A 15,631-nucleotide genomic window follows, 5' to 3' on the forward strand; every position below is an offset into this window, starting at 1 on the left:
TCGGCTCATCGCTGCGAGTATTGTCGCCACTGATCTTGGAAGTTTGAATTGACCAGCGATGCATCTTCAGCCGCCGAAAAATCCTGCTGCGCGCCGGGCAGGCAAACTGTCTCGGCACAAAGCAGCGCGCAAGCCGTCACCGCCGGAGGCGCGTCTGAGCCCTTAACAACAACACTCATGCGCAACATGGTGACCCTCAAAGGTGGGTTTTTCATGATGGGTGCGCGAAAATCGCAATACGCAGCCGACTTGGACAGCCCTCAGCGAAAGGTGAAAATTTCCGGGTTTCAACTCTCCCGCACAACGATCACAAACGCCGTATTTCAAGCTTTTGCTCAAGAGACGAGCTACGAGACCACGGCGGAGCGTGAAGGATGGTCCTATGTGTTCGAAGGTTTTCTGAATCCCAGGGAAGACTATTCCGATCATGCGGCTGGAACGCCGTGGTGGCGTCGGGTGGACGGGGCCTGCTGGTCTCACCCTGAAGGTCCGGAAAGCAATATCGCCAACCGTATGGATCATCCAGCCACCCATATCAGTTGGGATGATGCCATGGCCTTTTGCCAATACTCAGGCACCCGCCTGCCAACCGAAGCGGAATGGGAGTATGCCGCGCGCGGCGGTTTGCGCGGCGCGCGGCATCCTTGGGGAAACACCCTGGTCCCCTCTTCCGGTCATGCTCAAAACGTTTGGCAAGGAGATTTCCCTGCAACGGATCTCGCGCTTGATGGCTATTGCGGGACTGCCCCGGCAGAAACATACCAACCCAATGAATTTGGGCTTTTCAATATGACGGGCAACGTCTGGGAGTGGTGTGCCGATTGGTTTGGCGCGTTGCCCGACGGCCCCAAAGCGCGCCCCCCGCATGACCCGAAGGGTTTACCAACAGGGCCGGGCCGCGTGATCCGAGGAGGATCGTATCTTTGCCATGCGTCCTATTGCGAACGGTATTTTGTGCATTCGCGGACCTGGAATACGCCGGACAGTACCACGGGCCATACCGGGTTCCGTGTCGCGCTTTGATCCGCAGATCCGCGTGTGTCTCTGCGTTCAATCCATGCTCAAAGTGAGACCTGTGACAAAGCATCATTCTGATCAAGCAGGCAAAAGCAGGTTGTTTTCGCTCTCCAGAACATGCGACCAGATGTACGATCAAAACCTGTGTCACCCGTCTCAAAAGGCCGGAGACCGACGGTACCGAAACAAAAATCGAAATTCCAAGGGAGGGAAAAATGAAATTTGCAACCATTCTTTTGAGCGCCGCCGTGGCTGTGACGGCGAGCTTTGCCACCGCGCAAGAGCGCGTGACCTACAAGTCGGCCAAATCAACGTCGTCCTACTACCAGATGGGCGTGCAGATTGCCGAGGCGATGAAAGAAGGCACGGACGGTGGCGTGATCGTGACAGTCGAGGAAAGCCAAGGTTCTGTCCAGAACGTCATGGAAGTGCGCGCAAGGGGCGCGGATTATGTCTTCACCACACCCCCGGCGCTGATCGGTCTTGCGCAGCAGGGCAAGGCGATGTTCGACGGCAAGAGCGATCCGGCCTTTGACACCATTCGCGCCCTGTTTCCGATCCCCTCGCTGACCATGCATTTCGTGGTATCCGACGCGAGTGGCGTCACCGATTTCAGCGGGTTGGAAGGCAAGACCATCCTGCTTGGCAAGGGATCCTTTGGCGCGCGTGAGGGTGAAAAATATCTCGGGCTGTTCGGACTTGAGGGGAAGGTCGATCTTGCCGATGTGGAACTTTCCAACGCGGTCGCCGCACTCAAGAACGGTCAGATCGACGGCTTTGTGACTGCCGGGTCCTACCCCGCCCCGAATGTCATCGAAGCGGCGGCAACCACCGGTGTGACGGTCCTGTCGCTGGATGACGACCAGATCGGCCAGACAAAGCGCACCAAGCTGGTGATCCCCGCAGGCACCTACGCCGGTCAAGATGGCGACATCACCACGACCTCCCTGCCCGTGGCGGCCTTTACCACAACCGCGATGAGCGATGATGTCGCCTATCAGCTGACCAAAACCTTCTGGGAGCAGCGTGGAAAGATGGGGGAAGCCGCACCCTGGTGGAATGGTGTGAATGAAGGTCTGATGAGCAGCATTACAAGCAAGCTCCACCCCGGTGCCATCCGCTACTATAAGGAAATCGGATACGCGCTCACCGAGGCGCAGATGTGATCCACCAGCGATGAAACATCAGGGAAGCCCGGGCATGCCTGCGGCTTTCCTCTTTAGTGCTGCGGCTCCAATCGCCTGGGCCACAAGGGTTTTGCCATGCGCCTCATCATCTTTGCCGCCGCGTTCGGTCTGGTAGCATTTCACCTGGCATTAATCTTTTCCGGTCTGGTCCCGAACCTTGTCAGCCGCCCTATTCACCTGGCGTTGGCGTTGCCATGGATACTGCTGGCTGGGGCGCAGTCCCGCATCATGCGCCTTAGCGGGGCAGCTCTCGCCATTGCAGGCGTTGGTGCGTCCCTTTGGGTGGCCTGGTCGCATGACGCGCTGTCCGATCAATACGGGTTTCTGGAGGGCAGCTTTCAGACGGTGATCGCCGTGACACTGCTGGTCGTCGTGCTGGAGGCTGCGCGGCGCGCGATTGGCTGGCCCCTGCCGATGGTTGCGCTGACCGCCCTGCTCTACGGCTTGTTTGGCCAGTACATTCCAGGCGAGTTCGGTCATTCTGGCACGCCGCTGCCCAGCTTTCTGGGCACGCTGACCATCGCAGAGGGCGGCATCTGGGGCAGCCTGACGGGCGTCTCGGTAAACGTGGTCGCGATCTTCGTGATTTTCGGCGCCGTGCTGAATGCCGGGGAGGCCGGGCAAGGGTTCATGAACGTCGCCTCTGCCGCTGCAGGCCGGCTCAAGGGCGGGGCGGCAAAAGTCTCCGTGCTCTCCTCCGCGTTTTTCGGCTCGATCTCCGGGTCCGCCTCCGCCAACGTTGCCTCCACCGGGGCGATCACCCTACCCGCGATGACACGTTTGGGATACCCCAAGCGACTGGCAGCAGCGGTTGAAGCCGTTGCGTCCTCTGGCGGACAGATCATGCCGCCCCTGATGGGCGCTGGCGCCTTTGTCATGGTCGAACTGACAGGCGTTCCCTACACTTCCATCATGGCGGCGGCGCTGCTCCCGGCCGTGCTCTACTTTCTGGCCGTCTGGGTGGGTGTGGATGCCTATGCCGCGCGCGAACACCTCTCTGGCATCGACAAAAGGGATCAACCGCCCGCACGGGATGTGATCATCACATCCGCGTTTTTTGCCGTGCCCTTCACCGTTCTGCTGGTGGGCATGTTCTGGATCAAGGTGACGCCGCAATACGCGGCAAGCCTCGCCATTCTCACGGGCGTTCTGCTGCTGTTTTTCAACACCAAAGGCCTGGGATCGTGGCCGGAAACGCGGGACCGCATCGAAACTGCGGCCCTGAATGCCGCGCGTCAGGTGTCATTGATCGCCGCCATCATCATCTGCGCCTCTATCATCATCGGCGTTCTGTCAATCACCGGGTTGGGGGTCAAGATCACATCCCTGATCCTCTCGGGGTCAGGCGGCAGATTGTGGCCTGCACTGTTACTGACGGCGCTCGCCTGCCTGATCCTCGGCATGGAGGTGCCCACCACCGCGGCCTACGTGATCTGCGTATCCGTTGCCGGACCGGCGCTGATCCAACTGGGGCTGGAACCGTTGCAGGCACATCTCTTTGTCTTCTGGTTCGCGCTTCTCTCGACCATCACACCCCCGGTCTGCGGTGCAGTATTCATCGCGGCGGGCATGATCGGGGAAAACTGGCTGAAAGTGGCGCTCACGGCCATGACTCTCGGCTTTGGCCTGTACATCATCCCGCTGGCGATGATTGCAAACCCGGCGCTGATCAAACTGCAATCCGTGCCGACACAAGCACTGTTGACGGCGGTCCAGACCGGGCTTGGCCTGACGCTGATATCCTTCGCACTCATTGGCGCGCGCTCTGGCATCTTGCGCGCCTGCTCCTTACTTGGCGGAGGGCTGATCATCTTCTTTCCGCTGTTGCTCTGACCCCCGGTGTCATTGCTGAACAATTAGTTTCCGCAGGCCCCTTTTCGCGCCCGCAATCTCACTGGCAGGATCAGCGTATTCTTTGGCACAGCCAAGGAATTGCCACATCCACCCGAGGTTCATACCTCCATCTCAGAAAACAGGTGGAGACAGAGAAATGCACTCAATTCCAACCCCGGCAAACGGCCCCTCACCCATTTTATCGGGAGCTCAGGCGGCTCAGGCTGTTCAAACAGCGCTCAGCAACGGTACAGCCCCCTTTGGATTGCCCGCCGCCATCATGCGCAAGCATGGCACAATGACCATGTTTTTCTACACGCCGGAGATCGAAGACCACCAGCCTGTACATGAACAGGATGAGGTCTATGTTGTAGTGCGCGGTCAGGGGCATTTCGTCATCGGGGATCATGAAAACCTGCTGCACAGATTCCCATTCAAATCAGGCGATGCAATTTTCGTTCCTGCTGGCGCAATACACCGTTTCGAGGAATTTTCGACTGACTTTGCCACATGGGTCGTCATGTTCGGTCCGGAGGGGGGCGAAGCGCAAAAAAACAGTGTGGCTGCCTTTGAGCAACAAGCGGATGCGCCGGAGGAAAGATAAGATCATTCCTATCAATGAAATCAATGTTTTAATTTGTCATTGAGCCCCATGTCTGGCTGCCAGGTTCAAGAGCGCCTGCACCTGGCGCTCCAAATTTGACACGGATGATTGCTTTCCGCTGCTCAAAGCGGACAGAGAAGATATGAGAGAGCCTGATCTATCGGCGCTCGATTACCCCTTCACAACGCGCAATCATGCATGCAAAGCACAGATCATTTACCAAGAAAATCCACGGCCTTCAGCTCGACATCCGCGAGCGTCTGCGCATCTAGAACCGTAAAAAATGCGTCCATCGCGCGGGTCAATACAGCTGGAAGCCGACAATCGCCCGTCAGCACGCATTGGTTGCCCGTGCGCATGCATTCGACCACGCCAAAGTCATTTTCGGTGTGACGCAAAAGCTTGCCAAGGTTGATCTCGCGCGGTGCAAGCGCCAGTCTTAGACCCCCAGCGCGCCCGCGCACCGGCTCAAGAAATCCATTTGTTGTCAGATTGTGCACGACTTTCATCAACTGCCCACGTGACGTGCCAAAGACAGAAACCATCTCGTCGATCGTAACAAGGCGATCGGTATGCGCTGCCGCGAACAAAAGCACGCGCAGCGAAATGTCCGAGAAGTTGGTCAATCGCATGATGATCTTCCCTGCATAGATGTAGTTGTCTTACATCTTTTTTCTGTCCGGTCATTGAAACTATGCATCTCTTCTCCTCATGGAGTGTTGGAAAATGGCTTTCCCGCCAACAGCTCTTGGCGGGATTGCATCATTTTTGGCACCGATGAACAAGCCAAATGACTGGGGCGTCCCCCCGTCGATGCCTAAACTGCGCCGGACGTGAAAAAACGCTCGCGGGGAGACTTCGTGATCACATCACCTCTAGGCAGGCTCAGAATTGCGGGATGGGTTGAGGGCACAACCCTGATACTTTTGCTGTTTTTGGCGGTGCCACTCAAATACTTTTCGGGCTGGGAAACACCGGTGTCTCTCCTCGGTCCGATACACGGTGGATGCTTTTCTCTCTACCTGATGCTAGCCTGCGCCACGATTTTTGATGGCACTTGGGAACGGCTTCATATCGCACGGGTTCTCGGGGCGGCAGTTCTACCTTTTGGCACCTTCGCAAATGATCCGTTTTTGGCGGCAAGGATGCGGGAGGCGACCGTTGGTTGAGATCATCAAGGCCCTGCACGTCACGGGTGTCATCCTGTGGATGTCCGCCATGCTGGCTGCACCCGCGCTTTTGCTGCTGACAGCCGGAAGCCCCGCCGCAAAGGGCACGCGATTGTATTTTCGCGTGGTGTCTGGCACCGGAATTTTTCTGACCTGGGGTTTCGGTCTCTGGTTGGTAACCACGACGGGCCAGATCAGGGAGCCATGGATGATTGCCAAACTTGTGATCGTCCTATTCCTGTCCGGGGCACAAGGTGCATTTGCCGCCCGGTTTCGCACGGCGGAAGACGCGACGGACAAACATCAAATCGCGATTTCCGCACATAAAGCCATCGCGTTGATCGCCGGGCAGGCGACCCTGATTGCGCTTATTGCCATGCTGGTCTTGGTCAAACCCATTTAATGGCCGGTAGTGGGTCACTTGAAAGCTTGGCAAGGGCACAGACGACTGTAGCTGTCGTCCGACGCGCACCCGATTGCTTTGCCCAATCATCAGGCATTCCAGTCGGCTTTCGTCATATAGACCATTTGGCAGGATGCATACAAACTGATAGAATCCTGCCATGCGCAAAACGACTCGTATCTTCTTCGCGGTATTCGATGGATTTGAGCCTTTGGATCTTTCCGGGCCCGCCTGCGTCTTTCAGGCCGCCAATCTGCAAGCGGAGATGCCACTCTATGATGTAATCCCCATCACTCCGCGCGGGGGGCTGGTACGTGGCAGCGCGGGCTTTGCAATTGACAGCAAACCATCGTCAAATTTTTCATTCGGACAGGATGATTTTCTGATCGTGGTCGGCGCGGAACGCGATCCTCTATTTTCCGCTGCCGAAAACTCAACTTACGTGAGTTGGTTCGCCGGCCTGGGGCGGCGTTGCGGGCGGGTCGGGTCCGTATGCAGTGGGGCCTATGTTCTGGCCTGCTCCGGCCTCGCGGATGGCCACACGATTTCGTCTCACTGGGGTATCTGCGCCTTTCTGGCAGACCGGTTCCCAGCTGTCAGAGTAAACGGTGACAGCATCTACACCAAGGACAGCAATCTTTGGACGTCTGCAGGCGTCACCACCGGCATCGACATGGCCCTCGCAATTCTCGAAGAAGATCACGGCCCTCAGCTCAGCGCAGCGGTCGCCAAGCGAATGGTAGTTTTTTCACGCCGACAAGGTAATCAAAGCCAGTTCAGCTCGTTCCTGGAAGCACAATCCCGCGCCGCATCCCGCGAAGTGCGCGGTGCGGTTGAGTGGATGCTGGACAACCCCGCGCAAGACGTGAGCGTTGGCATGCTGGCAAGGATCGTCGGCATGACAGAACGCACATTTTACCGCAAATTCGAGGCGGCGATGGGTATTTCACCAGCGAAATACCTGGAGCGCATGCGCCTTGATCTGGCCAAAACCCTCCTGGAAGAGGGGGTTGTGACCAAGGAAGTGGCAGGCCGGGTGGGGTTTCGTTCGTATTCGGGATTCAGGGTGGCATTTCTGCGTACGTTCGGTCTATCTCCAAGCGCGCACCAGCGGCTGCATGCACGGAGCTAAGATAGCACCTCCCTCAGACCACTTACGGCAACAAACACTCCGGCGTCACCCGGCGAGGTTGGGCGGTGTACTCCCGTTTCGCTCAGCCGCCAGTCCATAAGACAGTCCCCGGCCGATCCGGTCCGCAAGCGCCGAAATGTTCGCAGCACGATCTGCCGGCAACACATCAGAAGCCACCCGGCGAAAAAGGTCTAGCCAGATCGGGAAGTGCTCGATCTTTATCTCACTATTGGCGAGGTGCTTCATCATCGGATTACCACGATACCCTCGATCCATCAGCACCGCATTGCGCCAGAATGATGCGATCTTGGCCTCATGAAATTGCCAGGATAGCCGATCCTTTCCAATGGCGTTGATGAAAACCGGGCCAAGCACGGGGTGCACACGGATTTCCGCATAGAATGCTTTCATCAACTGGTCGATCTCGGCAGCAGTAATTGGAAACCGCTGCATCATATGTGATTGCGACGGTTTGGGGAGATCACTTGTCGGGTCTTGCATCGGTCCATCTTTCATATTGCTTATTAGATATATATTATTTATATATTAAATCGCGAAATGACCAGAAGCAGACTTTGAGAAAATGAACACATGCGAAAGAATCCGCCCGGATCGATCAACATCCGATCTTGCGACGGTTACGGCATGGCTTGCCAAGGGGTTTGACGACCTCAAGGCCAGTCCCTCTGCGTGCATCACCCACGGTCTGCCTGTGGTTCTACTCTCATGGGCAACTCTTCTGGCGCTTTCAGGTTTCGGCCTATCCTGGATGATCCCTCCCACCGTTGCGGGCGCGCTTCTGGTCGGTCCAATGACATCACTGGGTCTCTTCCGAATATCGCGCCGCCGCCAAGGGCGCGGCGGTCAGGGTGTGGCCTCTCCGGGACAATTCGTCATCGTGGGTGCTGTGCTGGCTCTGCTGTTTCTGGGTTGGCTGCGGGCGGCAACGATCCTCTTTGCGCTTTACTACGGTCTGACACCCTTTCCGGGCGCCGCCGAGGCGATGCTACAGATGGCCACAACACCGCACGGTATTGCAGTCCTTGCGGGGGCATTGCTGGCAGGCGCAGTCTTCGCCGCCTTTGCATTTGCCGTCTCGGCCTATTCGCTGCAGATGATGCTGGATCGGGAAATCGATGCCTTCTCCGCCATGGGCAGAAGCCTCTCGCATTGCGGAACGCATATCGCGCAATCGATGGTCTGGGGAAGTCTTATCGGCGTCGCCGCACTGACCATCCTTGTCACAGGCTTTCTGGCCGCCATCGTGCTATTCCCGCTGATGGGCTTTGCCAGCTGGCATGCATACAGCGAGCAGTTGGGCACCAAAGCGCTATAGCACTGCAGGGGCCGGTCGTGAGATAGTAACGTCAGACCAAGGCTGACATCAGGAATATGGACACACAATGAAACTTGAACCCGGCGAAAACGGCTTCGTTATCGATGTGAACGATCTCGCGCCATTGCTGGAAATCGCGCCGGACGAAGTGCAGAATCTGATGCGCGACAAGAAAATCTTCACCCAGTCCGAAACCGGTATCGACGAACATGCAGGCACGCAGCGTCTGACCTTTCGCTACAATGGCATCTCGGTACGGCTAACCGTGGACGACAACGGCCGCGTGTTAAAGCGCAGCAAAACGAAGGTACCGCGTGGCACCGGGCTCTATTCCTTCCTTGACGCGCCAGCTGCGCCCAAAGACGAGCGGGAATGATTCCGCCCGCGCTCGCTATTCAAGTTCATCTGGTTCAAAAATCCGGTACTTATTGCCTTCCGGGTCGGACAGTTGGCCGTCCCGGGTCAACCAGGCAAAGATCAGCACACCGCAAATGCCCGACAAGATCGAGACCGGCACGAGGATCAACAAGGCATTCACGACCGAATCCTCTGCGCATTCAGCATTACCGCGATCGAGGATGACGCCATAAGAATTGCCGCGGCAAATGGTGTGATGAATCCACAAAGCGCGAGCGGCAGCGACAGCAGATTGTAGATGGTGGAGAACGCAAGGTTCTGCCCAATGATCCGACGGCAGCTCCGCGACACTTCGAAAATCGGTATCAGCTTTGCAAGGCTTTCTCCGATGATAATAAAATCGGCAGCGTCCTGCGATATCGCGCTCCCATCTGAAAAGGAGACGGACACATCTGCCGCTGTGAGCGCCGGCGCGTCATTAACACCGTCGCCGACCATCGCGACAATGGTATCCGGCGACCCGCGCAAGCCATCGATGAAATCCGCCTTTGCCACTGGTTTGACATTGCCCTGCGCAGAAGTAATGCCGATCTCATCCGCGATGGTTTGAACCACATCATCACGATCTCCCGACTGGATGTGCAGATGCACACCAGCCCGCTGGAAATGGCAAACGGTGTCCGTTGTATCGTTGCTCAAAACTTCCTTGAAAGGCACTTCATATAGATCTCCAGATTTGGATTTAAAGAAGCTGGCAGTGACTGGCCCAGTGACCTGAAGGCCGAACATCTCTGCCGAGCCCAAAGCTGAGCCGTCCGCCCCGCGCAGCCCTTCCCCTGGCTTTTCCATAGCAGGGGTGATGCTATCGACCCGCGTCTCCCCAACCAGCGCGCGGGACAAAGGGTGCGCGCTGTTCGCTGCAAGCCCCGTCATCGCGCGCGCTACATCCGTCGGCAGACCGCGGCGGACAGTTTGAACCGGGCGCGTCAGGGTGCCGGTCTTATCGAACACGATATGGGACGCACGGGAAAACGCCTCCAAGGCGCGGCCGGAGCGCACCAGAACTCCCTGGTTCAGCAGTTGATTGGTTGCTCGCGCCACCGTCGCCGGGGTGGCCAGCCCAGCCGCACAGGGGCAGGTCACCACCAGCACCGCCACCGCGATCATTGTGGCCTCGGCGAGGGATGCGTCCAGCACGAAAAACCAAAGGGCAAAGCCGAAGATCGCACCGCCGATCACCATTGGCGCATAGGTTGCGGCAAACCGGTCGGCGAGGATCTGCGCCCGGCCCTTCCGGTCCTCGAAAACCCGCATCATCTGTGCCATCTGGCCCACCGATGCCGCCTCCCCAACCGCCGTGACGTTGATCTCCAGCGCCCGCTGCAAGACTTTGCTGCCCGCAAGGATCAGATCGTCCGCCGCAACAGCCACCGCATCGCTTTCCCCGGTGATCAGACTGCGATCGATACGCCCGCCCGGAGACCGCAGCCGCCCGTCGACCGGCACGGTCTGGCCGGGACGCACCAGAATCCGGTCGCCGCACTGCAGATCGGCGGCGGAGACATCGACCAGCCTGCCATCCGGTGCCAGCCTCGCAAAACGCCCAACCACGAGGGCCTGCAGGTTCCTTGCCGCCCCAAGGGTCTGACGCCGCACCTTCTGGTCCAGAACCCGCCCGATCAGCAGCAAAAAAATCAGCGACACCACTGCGTCGAAATAGCCCTCCTCCGCCAGCCCGAGCGGGGCGAGAAAACTGGCCGCAAGCGTCGCAAGGATCGCAAGGCTGATCGGCAGGTCCATCGACACCCGGCCCCGCCGCAGGTCCCGCAGCGCAGGCTCAAAGAACACCCGGCCCGCAAATCCGGTCACCCCAAGCGCCAAAAGCGCGGAGGCCAGATGCATCGCCTGCCGGGTGGCGGGCCCCATGTCGATCCCGGCCCAGACCGAGACGGAAAAGGACATCACATTGGCCATGCCGAACCCGGCCACGGCCAGCGGGATCACCAGGTCTGGCTCTCGCGGCCCGCCCTCCTGCGCGGCCGATTGCACCGGGTGTCCGGCGCGCGCGGCGGCTGCGATCAGCGCGGCTTCGCTCAGCACGCCGCGGTCATACTCGGCCCGCAGCCGATGCGTGGTTGCGTTCACCACCACGCGGCGCATGCCCTCCAGACCGGCCAGCTGCCGCTCCAGCCGCAGCGCGCAGGCCCCGCATGTCAGGTTCTGCACCACGCCGTGGAAAGATGCGCCCGGCCCGCTCATTTTGCACGCAGCTCCAGAAGCGGCGCCTCAATGGCCTGCCCGTCATAGGCCTCCAGCGCCAGCATGATGTGCCCCGCCTTGAGCCCGCCGTAACACAGCAGCAGCACCAGCAGACCACCCAGGGCCACGCGCTGCGCACGCCGTTCGCGATCAGCTGCCCTGCGCATCCGCCACACCGATCAGGTAGTCCGCCAGCTCCTCAATCTGACGGTCGTTCAACCGGCCCTCCCACGCGGGCATCACGCCGCGCCGACCCGCGTGCAGGCTCTCCAGAATGGCCTCGATGCTGCCGCCGTAGATCCACTGCGCGTCGTCCAGCCTCGGCGCACCGGTGCCCTCCATGCCGCTGCCCCGCGCCCCGTGGCAGGCGCTGCAATTGTCCTCGAACGCCAGCGCCGCCGCACTGTCGTGATCCGGTGCCGGGCCGGACAGGCGCGCGACATAGTGCGCAATCGCCTCCAGCTCGGGTTTTGGCAGCATCCCGTCGCGGCCAAAGGCAGGCATCTCGCTGTAGCGCGCCGCGGGGTGGTCGGTGTTGATGCCATAGCGGATGGTTGCAATGATCTCCGCGCGCGTGCCGGACCAGAGCCACGCCGCGTCAGTCAGGCTGGGAAATCCGGGCTGACCGGCCAGATCATAGCCGTGGCAGGCGGCGCAGTTATCTGCGAACAGGATGCTGCCAAGCGGGCGCATACTCGTCTGCGCCGGAGCCTGTTGGCGCAGGGCTTCGGCCTCTTCGACACCTTCCAGAACGGTTGTACGTGACGAATACCCCAGCACGCCGGGCCAGATGTCCCGCACCCCCGGCCAGCTCGGCAGCAGCACCCACATCAGGATCGAGATCAGGACGGTCAGCACATAGGACAGCTTGAAAATCCGCGGCACCGGGTTGCGGAACTCGGTAATGCCATCCCATTCGTGCCCGGTGGTCTCGGGCGGTTGATCCTGGGGCTCAGTCATCGCGGCAGGCCTCGTCCTGCAGCGGCCACTCAGCTGCCTTTTCATAGGTCTTCCTGCGCCGCGGCCAATAGACCCAAGCGGTTGCAATCAGGAAAAACACCAGCAGATAAATCGCGCCATATGTCTTTGAAAAGACAAGGACCGTGTCGTGTGTCATCGGGCAATCTCCGCCGGGTCCAGCGCGTCGAAATCCACCAGCGTGCCGAGCATCTGCAGATAGGACACCAGCGCATCCATTTCCGTCAACCGGTCGGGCTGGCCGTCAAAGTCGCGCAGCTGCACGGTCTCGCCGTAAAGCGCGCGCAGCTCATCCTCGTATTCCGCCTCCGGGTCGGCCTGCCAGGCGGCATGGCGGGGCGCGTCGCGCACCTGTTCCGCGCCATAGGGATCGCCCGCAAAGCGCAGCGCCCGCAGCGCGCTTTCCAGATAGCCGGGATCCAGCCGCGTCTGGCTCAGGAATGCATAAGACGGCATGACAGATCCGGGCACCAGCGCCCCGGGGTCCTGCAGATGCGCCACGTGCCATGCATCGGAGTATTTCTGCCCGACGCGGGCGAGGTCCGGCCCGGTGCGTTTCGAGCCCCATTGGAAGGGTCGGTCATACATGCTTTCCGAGGCGAGGCTGAAATGCCCGTAGCGTTCCACGTCCGAGCGCAGGGTGCGGATCATCTGGCTGTGGCAGGCATAGCAGCCTTCGCGCACGTAGATGTCGCGCCCGGCCAGTTCCAGCGGCGTGTAGGGCCGCATACCCTCGACCTCCTCAATGGTGTTCTCGATGGTGAAGAGCGGCGCAATCTCCACCAGCCCGCCCAGCGAGGCCACGAAGAGGATCGCAAGGGCAAAACCTATGGAATGCCGTTCCAGTTTTGCATGGGCGTTCTGCATGGCTCACTCCGCGGCCACGACCTGGCGGGTGACCTGCGCGGGCCCCCGGATGGTCAGGTAGATGTTCCACGCGCCGATCCCGGCGCCGATCAGGTAGAGCAATCCGCCGATGGCACGGATCACGTAATAGGGGTGCATGGCAATCACGGTGTCCATGAAGGAATAGACGAAATAGCCCTGCGCATCGTAGGTCTGCCACATCAGCGACTGGGTGATGCCGCTGTTCCACATCGACACGACGTAGAGAAACGTGCCCGCCAGCGCCAACCAGAAGTGCCAGGCCTCCAGACGCTGCGAATAGGTCCCCTCGCGCTGCCAGACCCAGGGCACCATCTTGTAAAAGGCGCCGAAGCTGACAAAGGCGACCCAGCCCAGCGCACCGGCGTGCACATGCCCCACGGTCCAGTCGGTGTAATGGCTCAGCGTGTTCACCGGCTTGATGGCCAGAAACGACCCTTCGAAGGTCGCCAGCCCGTAAAACAGCACCGCCACCATCATGAACCGCACCGCCGGGTCGGTGCGCACCTTGTCCCAGGCGCCGTTCAGCGTGAAGATCCCGTTGAAGACCGAAGCCCAGCTCGGCACCAGCAGAATGATCGACATTGACATGCCCAGCACCTGCACCCAATCCGGCAGCGCGGTGTAATGCAAATGGTGCGATCCGGCCCAGAGATACAGGAACGTGATCCCCCAGAACCCCACGATCGACATGCGGTAGGAATAGATCGGCCGCCCCGCCGCCTTGGGCAGGAAGTAATAGAGCATGCCCAGAAACCCGGCGGTCAGCAGAAAGCCCACGGCATTGTGCCCGTACCACCACTGGGTCATCGCGTCCTGTACGCCGGTGAACAGCGAATAGCTCTTGGGATAGGCAAAGGACAGCGGCACCGCGAGGTTGTTGACCACATGCAGCATCGCGATCACCACGATGAAGGCCATGTAGTACCAGTTGGCGACATAGATATGCGCCTCCACTCGCCGCGCCAGCGTGCCGAGGTAGACGCCGAAATACCCCAGCCAGGTGATGAGCAGCACCAGATCGGCATACCACTCGGGCTCGGCATATTCGCGCGACTGGGTGATGCCCGCGGGGTAGCCGGTGACTGCCAGCAGCACGAAGAGGTTGAAGAACCCCACCACCAGTTCAGGCCCAAGCTCGCCGTAAAGCCGCGCGCGCGACGTCCGCTGCACCACGTAAAAGGAGGTCGCGATCAGCGCGTTGCCGCCAAACCCGAAGACAACCGCCGTGGTATGCACCGGGCGGATGCGGCCAAAATTCAGCGCCCCCGCCTCGCCGTTCAGTTGCGGAAAGGCCAGCTGCCAAGCCAGCAGGTCACCCACGCTGAAACCCAACAACGCCCAGAATCCGGCGGCGACGACGGCCCATTTGATCGGACGATCATTGTATCCCTTTTGCACTGCGGGCGCCCCGTCTTCGAACCGATCCAGCAAGGCTTTGGCGCCGATCACAACGGCGACGAAGATCATCCAACCATGTAAGGCGAACATCTCGTCCCGTGCGAAACCCAGAATCGCGATTCCCAGGAAACCCGCCAAGGACAGAGCAACAAGCGCGAAGCCGCGTTCAATCGTGAGGGTCATCGTCCGATTCCAGTGCCTTTTGTAAGAATTCAATGTGGAAAACGGCGTCCTCGGAAAGGGCAACGCGATGCCGAAGCATTGGAGCCACCAGGTATTTTTCCCCAGACGAGAGTTCATGCATCTGTTCGACGTCATCATCCACGATATGCAGGGAAATCCTGCCGTCCGTGACGCAAACACATGCCCAGACACCTTCTTTTGTCGCGTGATCCCTTAGCAGGCTTGGCGGGACATCATCTGCCGTGAAAGGCGGTGTTTCGCGGTACTTCTGCAATCCTTCAGGCACGGGACTTCACTTTTCCGGCTGTAGCGCGTTGGCGTGATCGGGTTGCTTTTGTGGCCGCCATACCGACCCAAATTAGTAGGGCGATTTTTGCAATATCCATTGCAACGTAAATCAGATGCAGGTGACCCTCGGCCCTTTGGCCGGTTTCGAAAAACCGATCTGTTCCCAGATGCAGTGCAGGCGCGACAAAGAGGTGCTGGCACGCGAAGACTATAGCCGGTGCCAACAGCATCGGATTGCGCGCGCGCCCTTGTAACAAGGCACTGAACAGCAGCGTCAGGCAGAACGCCAATTCGACGATTCCCAGCCATTCAAACTGTGCCCGACCGATGCGCACAGCATCCTGAAAATCAACGTCGGCCACGCTGAATTTGGCTGGTGCAACCACGATGGAGCCGCCAAGTACGAGCCCTGCCCACAGCAGACAGGTCATGCGAGAGAGATTGCTTGTCATTTTCAGATACGCCTTCGATTGCATGACAACGATTTGACTCAAGTGATGACATCTCTTTAAAATATATTTTATATATTTCTTATGTGACATCCCGTCTCAGGGCACGGACAGGAAACCGGCGTTTGATCAGGCTCTGATTGAGATGGT

The 15,631-nt window shown here is 59.3% G+C and carries 21 protein-coding genes; 9 read left to right on the forward strand and 12 right to left on the reverse strand.

What is annotated here, in order from left to right; translation table 11 throughout:
* Positions 1–5: 5 nt before the first annotated feature.
* Positions 6–215, reverse strand: a complete 210-nt coding sequence (locus Q1A07_RS06035; RefSeq protein WP_299778702.1) for a hypothetical protein — start codon at positions 213–215, stop codon at positions 6–8.
* Between Q1A07_RS06035 and Q1A07_RS06040 the strand changes: the two genes are divergently transcribed.
* From Q1A07_RS06040 to Q1A07_RS06055, 4 genes are all read left to right on the forward strand, one after another.
* Positions 214–1,023 carry a formylglycine-generating enzyme family protein gene (locus Q1A07_RS06040; protein ID WP_299778704.1) on the forward strand — a complete coding sequence of 270 codons (810 nt, stop codon included), beginning with the start codon at positions 214–216 and terminating at the stop codon, positions 1,021–1,023. The two genes, Q1A07_RS06035 and Q1A07_RS06040, sit on opposite strands and share 2 nt — an antisense overlap.
* A 209-nt stretch (positions 1,024–1,232) precedes the next feature.
* The gene (locus Q1A07_RS06045) at positions 1,233–2,183 is read left to right on the forward strand and encodes a TAXI family TRAP transporter solute-binding subunit (RefSeq protein ID WP_299778707.1); all 951 of its coding nucleotides are present in this window, start codon (positions 1,233–1,235) and stop codon (positions 2,181–2,183) included.
* Positions 2,184–2,279: 96 nt separating this feature from the next.
* Positions 2,280–4,037, forward strand: a complete 1,758-nt coding sequence (locus tag Q1A07_RS06050; protein ID WP_299778709.1) for a TRAP transporter fused permease subunit — start codon at positions 2,280–2,282, stop codon at positions 4,035–4,037.
* Positions 4,038–4,335: 298 nt separating this feature from the next.
* Positions 4,336–4,641, forward strand: coding sequence for a cupin domain-containing protein (locus Q1A07_RS06055; protein WP_299778711.1), 306 nt, complete (start codon positions 4,336–4,338; stop codon positions 4,639–4,641).
* A 212-nt stretch (positions 4,642–4,853) separates the two neighbouring features.
* On the opposite strand, the gene Q1A07_RS06060 is transcribed toward Q1A07_RS06055, so the two are convergent.
* Entirely contained in the window at positions 4,854–5,273 is a 420-nt protein-coding gene (locus tag Q1A07_RS06060; protein ID WP_299778713.1) for an Rrf2 family transcriptional regulator, read from the reverse strand.
* A gap of 228 nt (positions 5,274–5,501) precedes the next feature.
* Between Q1A07_RS06060 and Q1A07_RS21905 the strand changes: the two genes are divergently transcribed.
* The 3 genes from Q1A07_RS21905 to Q1A07_RS06070 all read left to right on the forward strand — a co-directional run bounded on the left by Q1A07_RS21905 (position 5,502) and on the right by Q1A07_RS06070 (position 7,345).
* Positions 5,502–5,810 (forward strand): DUF3817 domain-containing protein, encoded by a 309-nt coding sequence (locus Q1A07_RS21905; protein ID WP_366944028.1) that lies wholly within the window; start codon positions 5,502–5,504, stop codon positions 5,808–5,810.
* Positions 5,803–6,213 (forward strand): CopD family protein, encoded by a 411-nt coding sequence (locus tag Q1A07_RS06065; protein ID WP_299778715.1) that lies wholly within the window; start codon positions 5,803–5,805, stop codon positions 6,211–6,213. Before Q1A07_RS21905 ends, Q1A07_RS06065 begins: the two co-directional genes overlap by 8 nt.
* A 160-nt stretch (positions 6,214–6,373) precedes the next feature.
* Complete coding sequence (locus tag Q1A07_RS06070; protein WP_299778718.1) at positions 6,374–7,345, forward strand: helix-turn-helix domain-containing protein; 972 nt, start codon at positions 6,374–6,376, stop codon at positions 7,343–7,345.
* Positions 7,346–7,390: 45 nt separating this feature from the next.
* Here Q1A07_RS06070 and Q1A07_RS06075 read toward each other — a convergent pair whose 3' ends face one another.
* Entirely contained in the window at positions 7,391–7,801 is a 411-nt protein-coding gene (locus Q1A07_RS06075) for a group III truncated hemoglobin (protein ID WP_299778720.1), read from the reverse strand.
* Between the two features lie 313 nt (positions 7,802–8,114).
* Between Q1A07_RS06075 and Q1A07_RS06080 the strand changes: the two genes are divergently transcribed.
* Together Q1A07_RS06080 and Q1A07_RS06085 are read left to right on the forward strand one after the other, a co-directional pair.
* Positions 8,115–8,681 (forward strand): DUF2189 domain-containing protein, encoded by a 567-nt coding sequence (locus Q1A07_RS06080; protein ID WP_299778722.1) that lies wholly within the window; start codon positions 8,115–8,117, stop codon positions 8,679–8,681.
* A gap of 67 nt (positions 8,682–8,748) precedes the next feature.
* On the forward strand, positions 8,749–9,057 hold the full coding sequence (locus Q1A07_RS06085) for a DUF6522 family protein (RefSeq protein ID WP_299778724.1): 309 nt from the start codon (positions 8,749–8,751) through the stop codon (positions 9,055–9,057).
* Positions 9,058–9,072: 15 nt separating this feature from the next.
* Here the strand turns inward: Q1A07_RS06085 and ccoS are convergent, their stop codons facing one another.
* Genes ccoS through Q1A07_RS06130 form a run of 9 tightly spaced genes read right to left on the reverse strand, consistent with a single transcriptional unit; the run spans position 9,073 to position 15,574 of the window.
* The gene (gene ccoS / locus Q1A07_RS06090; RefSeq protein ID WP_299778726.1) at positions 9,073–9,219 is read right to left on the reverse strand and encodes a cbb3-type cytochrome oxidase assembly protein CcoS; all 147 of its coding nucleotides are present in this window, start codon (positions 9,217–9,219) and stop codon (positions 9,073–9,075) included.
* Positions 9,216–11,297, reverse strand: coding sequence for a cation-translocating P-type ATPase (locus tag Q1A07_RS06095; protein ID WP_299778728.1), 2,082 nt, complete (start codon positions 11,295–11,297; stop codon positions 9,216–9,218). The genes ccoS and Q1A07_RS06095 overlap by 4 nt, the downstream gene beginning before the upstream one ends.
* Positions 11,294–11,464 (reverse strand): hypothetical protein, encoded by a 171-nt coding sequence (locus Q1A07_RS06100; RefSeq protein ID WP_299778730.1) that lies wholly within the window; start codon positions 11,462–11,464, stop codon positions 11,294–11,296. The genes Q1A07_RS06095 and Q1A07_RS06100 overlap by 4 nt, the downstream gene beginning before the upstream one ends.
* Positions 11,448–12,257: a cytochrome-c oxidase, cbb3-type subunit III gene (gene ccoP, locus Q1A07_RS06105; RefSeq protein WP_299778732.1), complete on the reverse strand. Its 810-nt coding sequence runs from the start codon at positions 12,255–12,257 to the stop codon at positions 11,448–11,450. The genes Q1A07_RS06100 and ccoP overlap by 17 nt, the downstream gene beginning before the upstream one ends.
* A complete protein-coding gene (locus tag Q1A07_RS06110; protein WP_299778734.1) occupies positions 12,250–12,414 on the reverse strand; it encodes a cbb3-type cytochrome c oxidase subunit 3 in 165 nt (54 codons plus the stop codon). The genes ccoP and Q1A07_RS06110 overlap by 8 nt, the downstream gene beginning before the upstream one ends.
* The gene (gene ccoO, locus Q1A07_RS06115; RefSeq protein WP_299778737.1) at positions 12,411–13,142 is read right to left on the reverse strand and encodes a cytochrome-c oxidase, cbb3-type subunit II; all 732 of its coding nucleotides are present in this window, start codon (positions 13,140–13,142) and stop codon (positions 12,411–12,413) included. The genes Q1A07_RS06110 and ccoO overlap by 4 nt, the downstream gene beginning before the upstream one ends.
* Positions 13,143–13,145: 3 nt before the next feature.
* Entirely contained in the window at positions 13,146–14,744 is a 1,599-nt protein-coding gene (gene ccoN, locus Q1A07_RS06120; protein WP_299778739.1) for a cytochrome-c oxidase, cbb3-type subunit I, read from the reverse strand.
* Complete coding sequence (locus Q1A07_RS06125; protein ID WP_299778740.1) at positions 14,728–15,030, reverse strand: DUF1971 domain-containing protein; 303 nt, start codon at positions 15,028–15,030, stop codon at positions 14,728–14,730. The genes ccoN and Q1A07_RS06125 overlap by 17 nt, the downstream gene beginning before the upstream one ends.
* A complete protein-coding gene (locus Q1A07_RS06130) occupies positions 15,023–15,574 on the reverse strand; it encodes a hypothetical protein (RefSeq protein WP_299778741.1) in 552 nt (183 codons plus the stop codon). Before Q1A07_RS06130 ends, Q1A07_RS06125 begins: the two co-directional genes overlap by 8 nt.
* Positions 15,575–15,631: the final 57 nt, after the last annotated feature.

Source organism: uncultured Roseobacter sp., from assembly GCF_947492555.1.
GTDB lineage: Bacteria > Pseudomonadota > Alphaproteobacteria > Rhodobacterales > Rhodobacteraceae > Roseobacter.

Excerpts from the sequence above, each read along its gene's own strand:
- Q1A07_RS06040 (WP_299778704.1), top strand. The coding sequence starts at position 214 with ATGATGGGTGCGCGAAAATCGCAATACGCAGCCGACTTGGACAGCCCT.
- Q1A07_RS06035 (WP_299778702.1), bottom strand. The coding sequence starts at position 215 with ATGAAAAACCCACCTTTGAGGGTCACCATGTTGCGCATGAGTGTTGTT.
- Q1A07_RS06045 (WP_299778707.1), top strand. The coding sequence starts at position 1,233 with ATGAAATTTGCAACCATTCTTTTGAGCGCCGCCGTGGCTGTGACGGCG.
- Q1A07_RS06050 (WP_299778709.1), top strand. The coding sequence starts at position 2,280 with ATGCGCCTCATCATCTTTGCCGCCGCGTTCGGTCTGGTAGCATTTCAC.
- Q1A07_RS06055 (WP_299778711.1), top strand. The coding sequence starts at position 4,336 with ATGACCATGTTTTTCTACACGCCGGAGATCGAAGACCACCAGCCTGTA.
- Q1A07_RS06060 (WP_299778713.1), bottom strand. The coding sequence starts at position 5,273 with ATGCGATTGACCAACTTCTCGGACATTTCGCTGCGCGTGCTTTTGTTC.
- Q1A07_RS06070 (WP_299778718.1), top strand. The coding sequence starts at position 6,374 with ATGCGCAAAACGACTCGTATCTTCTTCGCGGTATTCGATGGATTTGAG.
- Q1A07_RS06075 (WP_299778720.1), bottom strand. The coding sequence starts at position 7,801 with ATGATGCAGCGGTTTCCAATTACTGCTGCCGAGATCGACCAGTTGATG.
- Q1A07_RS06080 (WP_299778722.1), top strand. The coding sequence starts at position 8,115 with ATGATCCCTCCCACCGTTGCGGGCGCGCTTCTGGTCGGTCCAATGACA.
- Q1A07_RS06085 (WP_299778724.1), top strand. The coding sequence starts at position 8,749 with ATGAAACTTGAACCCGGCGAAAACGGCTTCGTTATCGATGTGAACGAT.
- Q1A07_RS06095 (WP_299778728.1), bottom strand. The coding sequence starts at position 11,297 with ATGAGCGGGCCGGGCGCATCTTTCCACGGCGTGGTGCAGAACCTGACA.
- Q1A07_RS06100 (WP_299778730.1), bottom strand. The coding sequence starts at position 11,464 with ATGCGCAGGGCAGCTGATCGCGAACGGCGTGCGCAGCGCGTGGCCCTG.
- ccoP (WP_299778732.1), bottom strand. The coding sequence starts at position 12,257 with ATGACTGAGCCCCAGGATCAACCGCCCGAGACCACCGGGCACGAATGG.
- Q1A07_RS06110 (WP_299778734.1), bottom strand. The coding sequence starts at position 12,414 with ATGACACACGACACGGTCCTTGTCTTTTCAAAGACATATGGCGCGATT.
- ccoO (WP_299778737.1), bottom strand. The coding sequence starts at position 13,142 with ATGCAGAACGCCCATGCAAAACTGGAACGGCATTCCATAGGTTTTGCC.
- ccoN (WP_299778739.1), bottom strand. The coding sequence starts at position 14,744 with ATGACCCTCACGATTGAACGCGGCTTCGCGCTTGTTGCTCTGTCCTTG.
- Q1A07_RS06130 (WP_299778741.1), bottom strand. The coding sequence starts at position 15,574 with ATGTCACATAAGAAATATATAAAATATATTTTAAAGAGATGTCATCAC.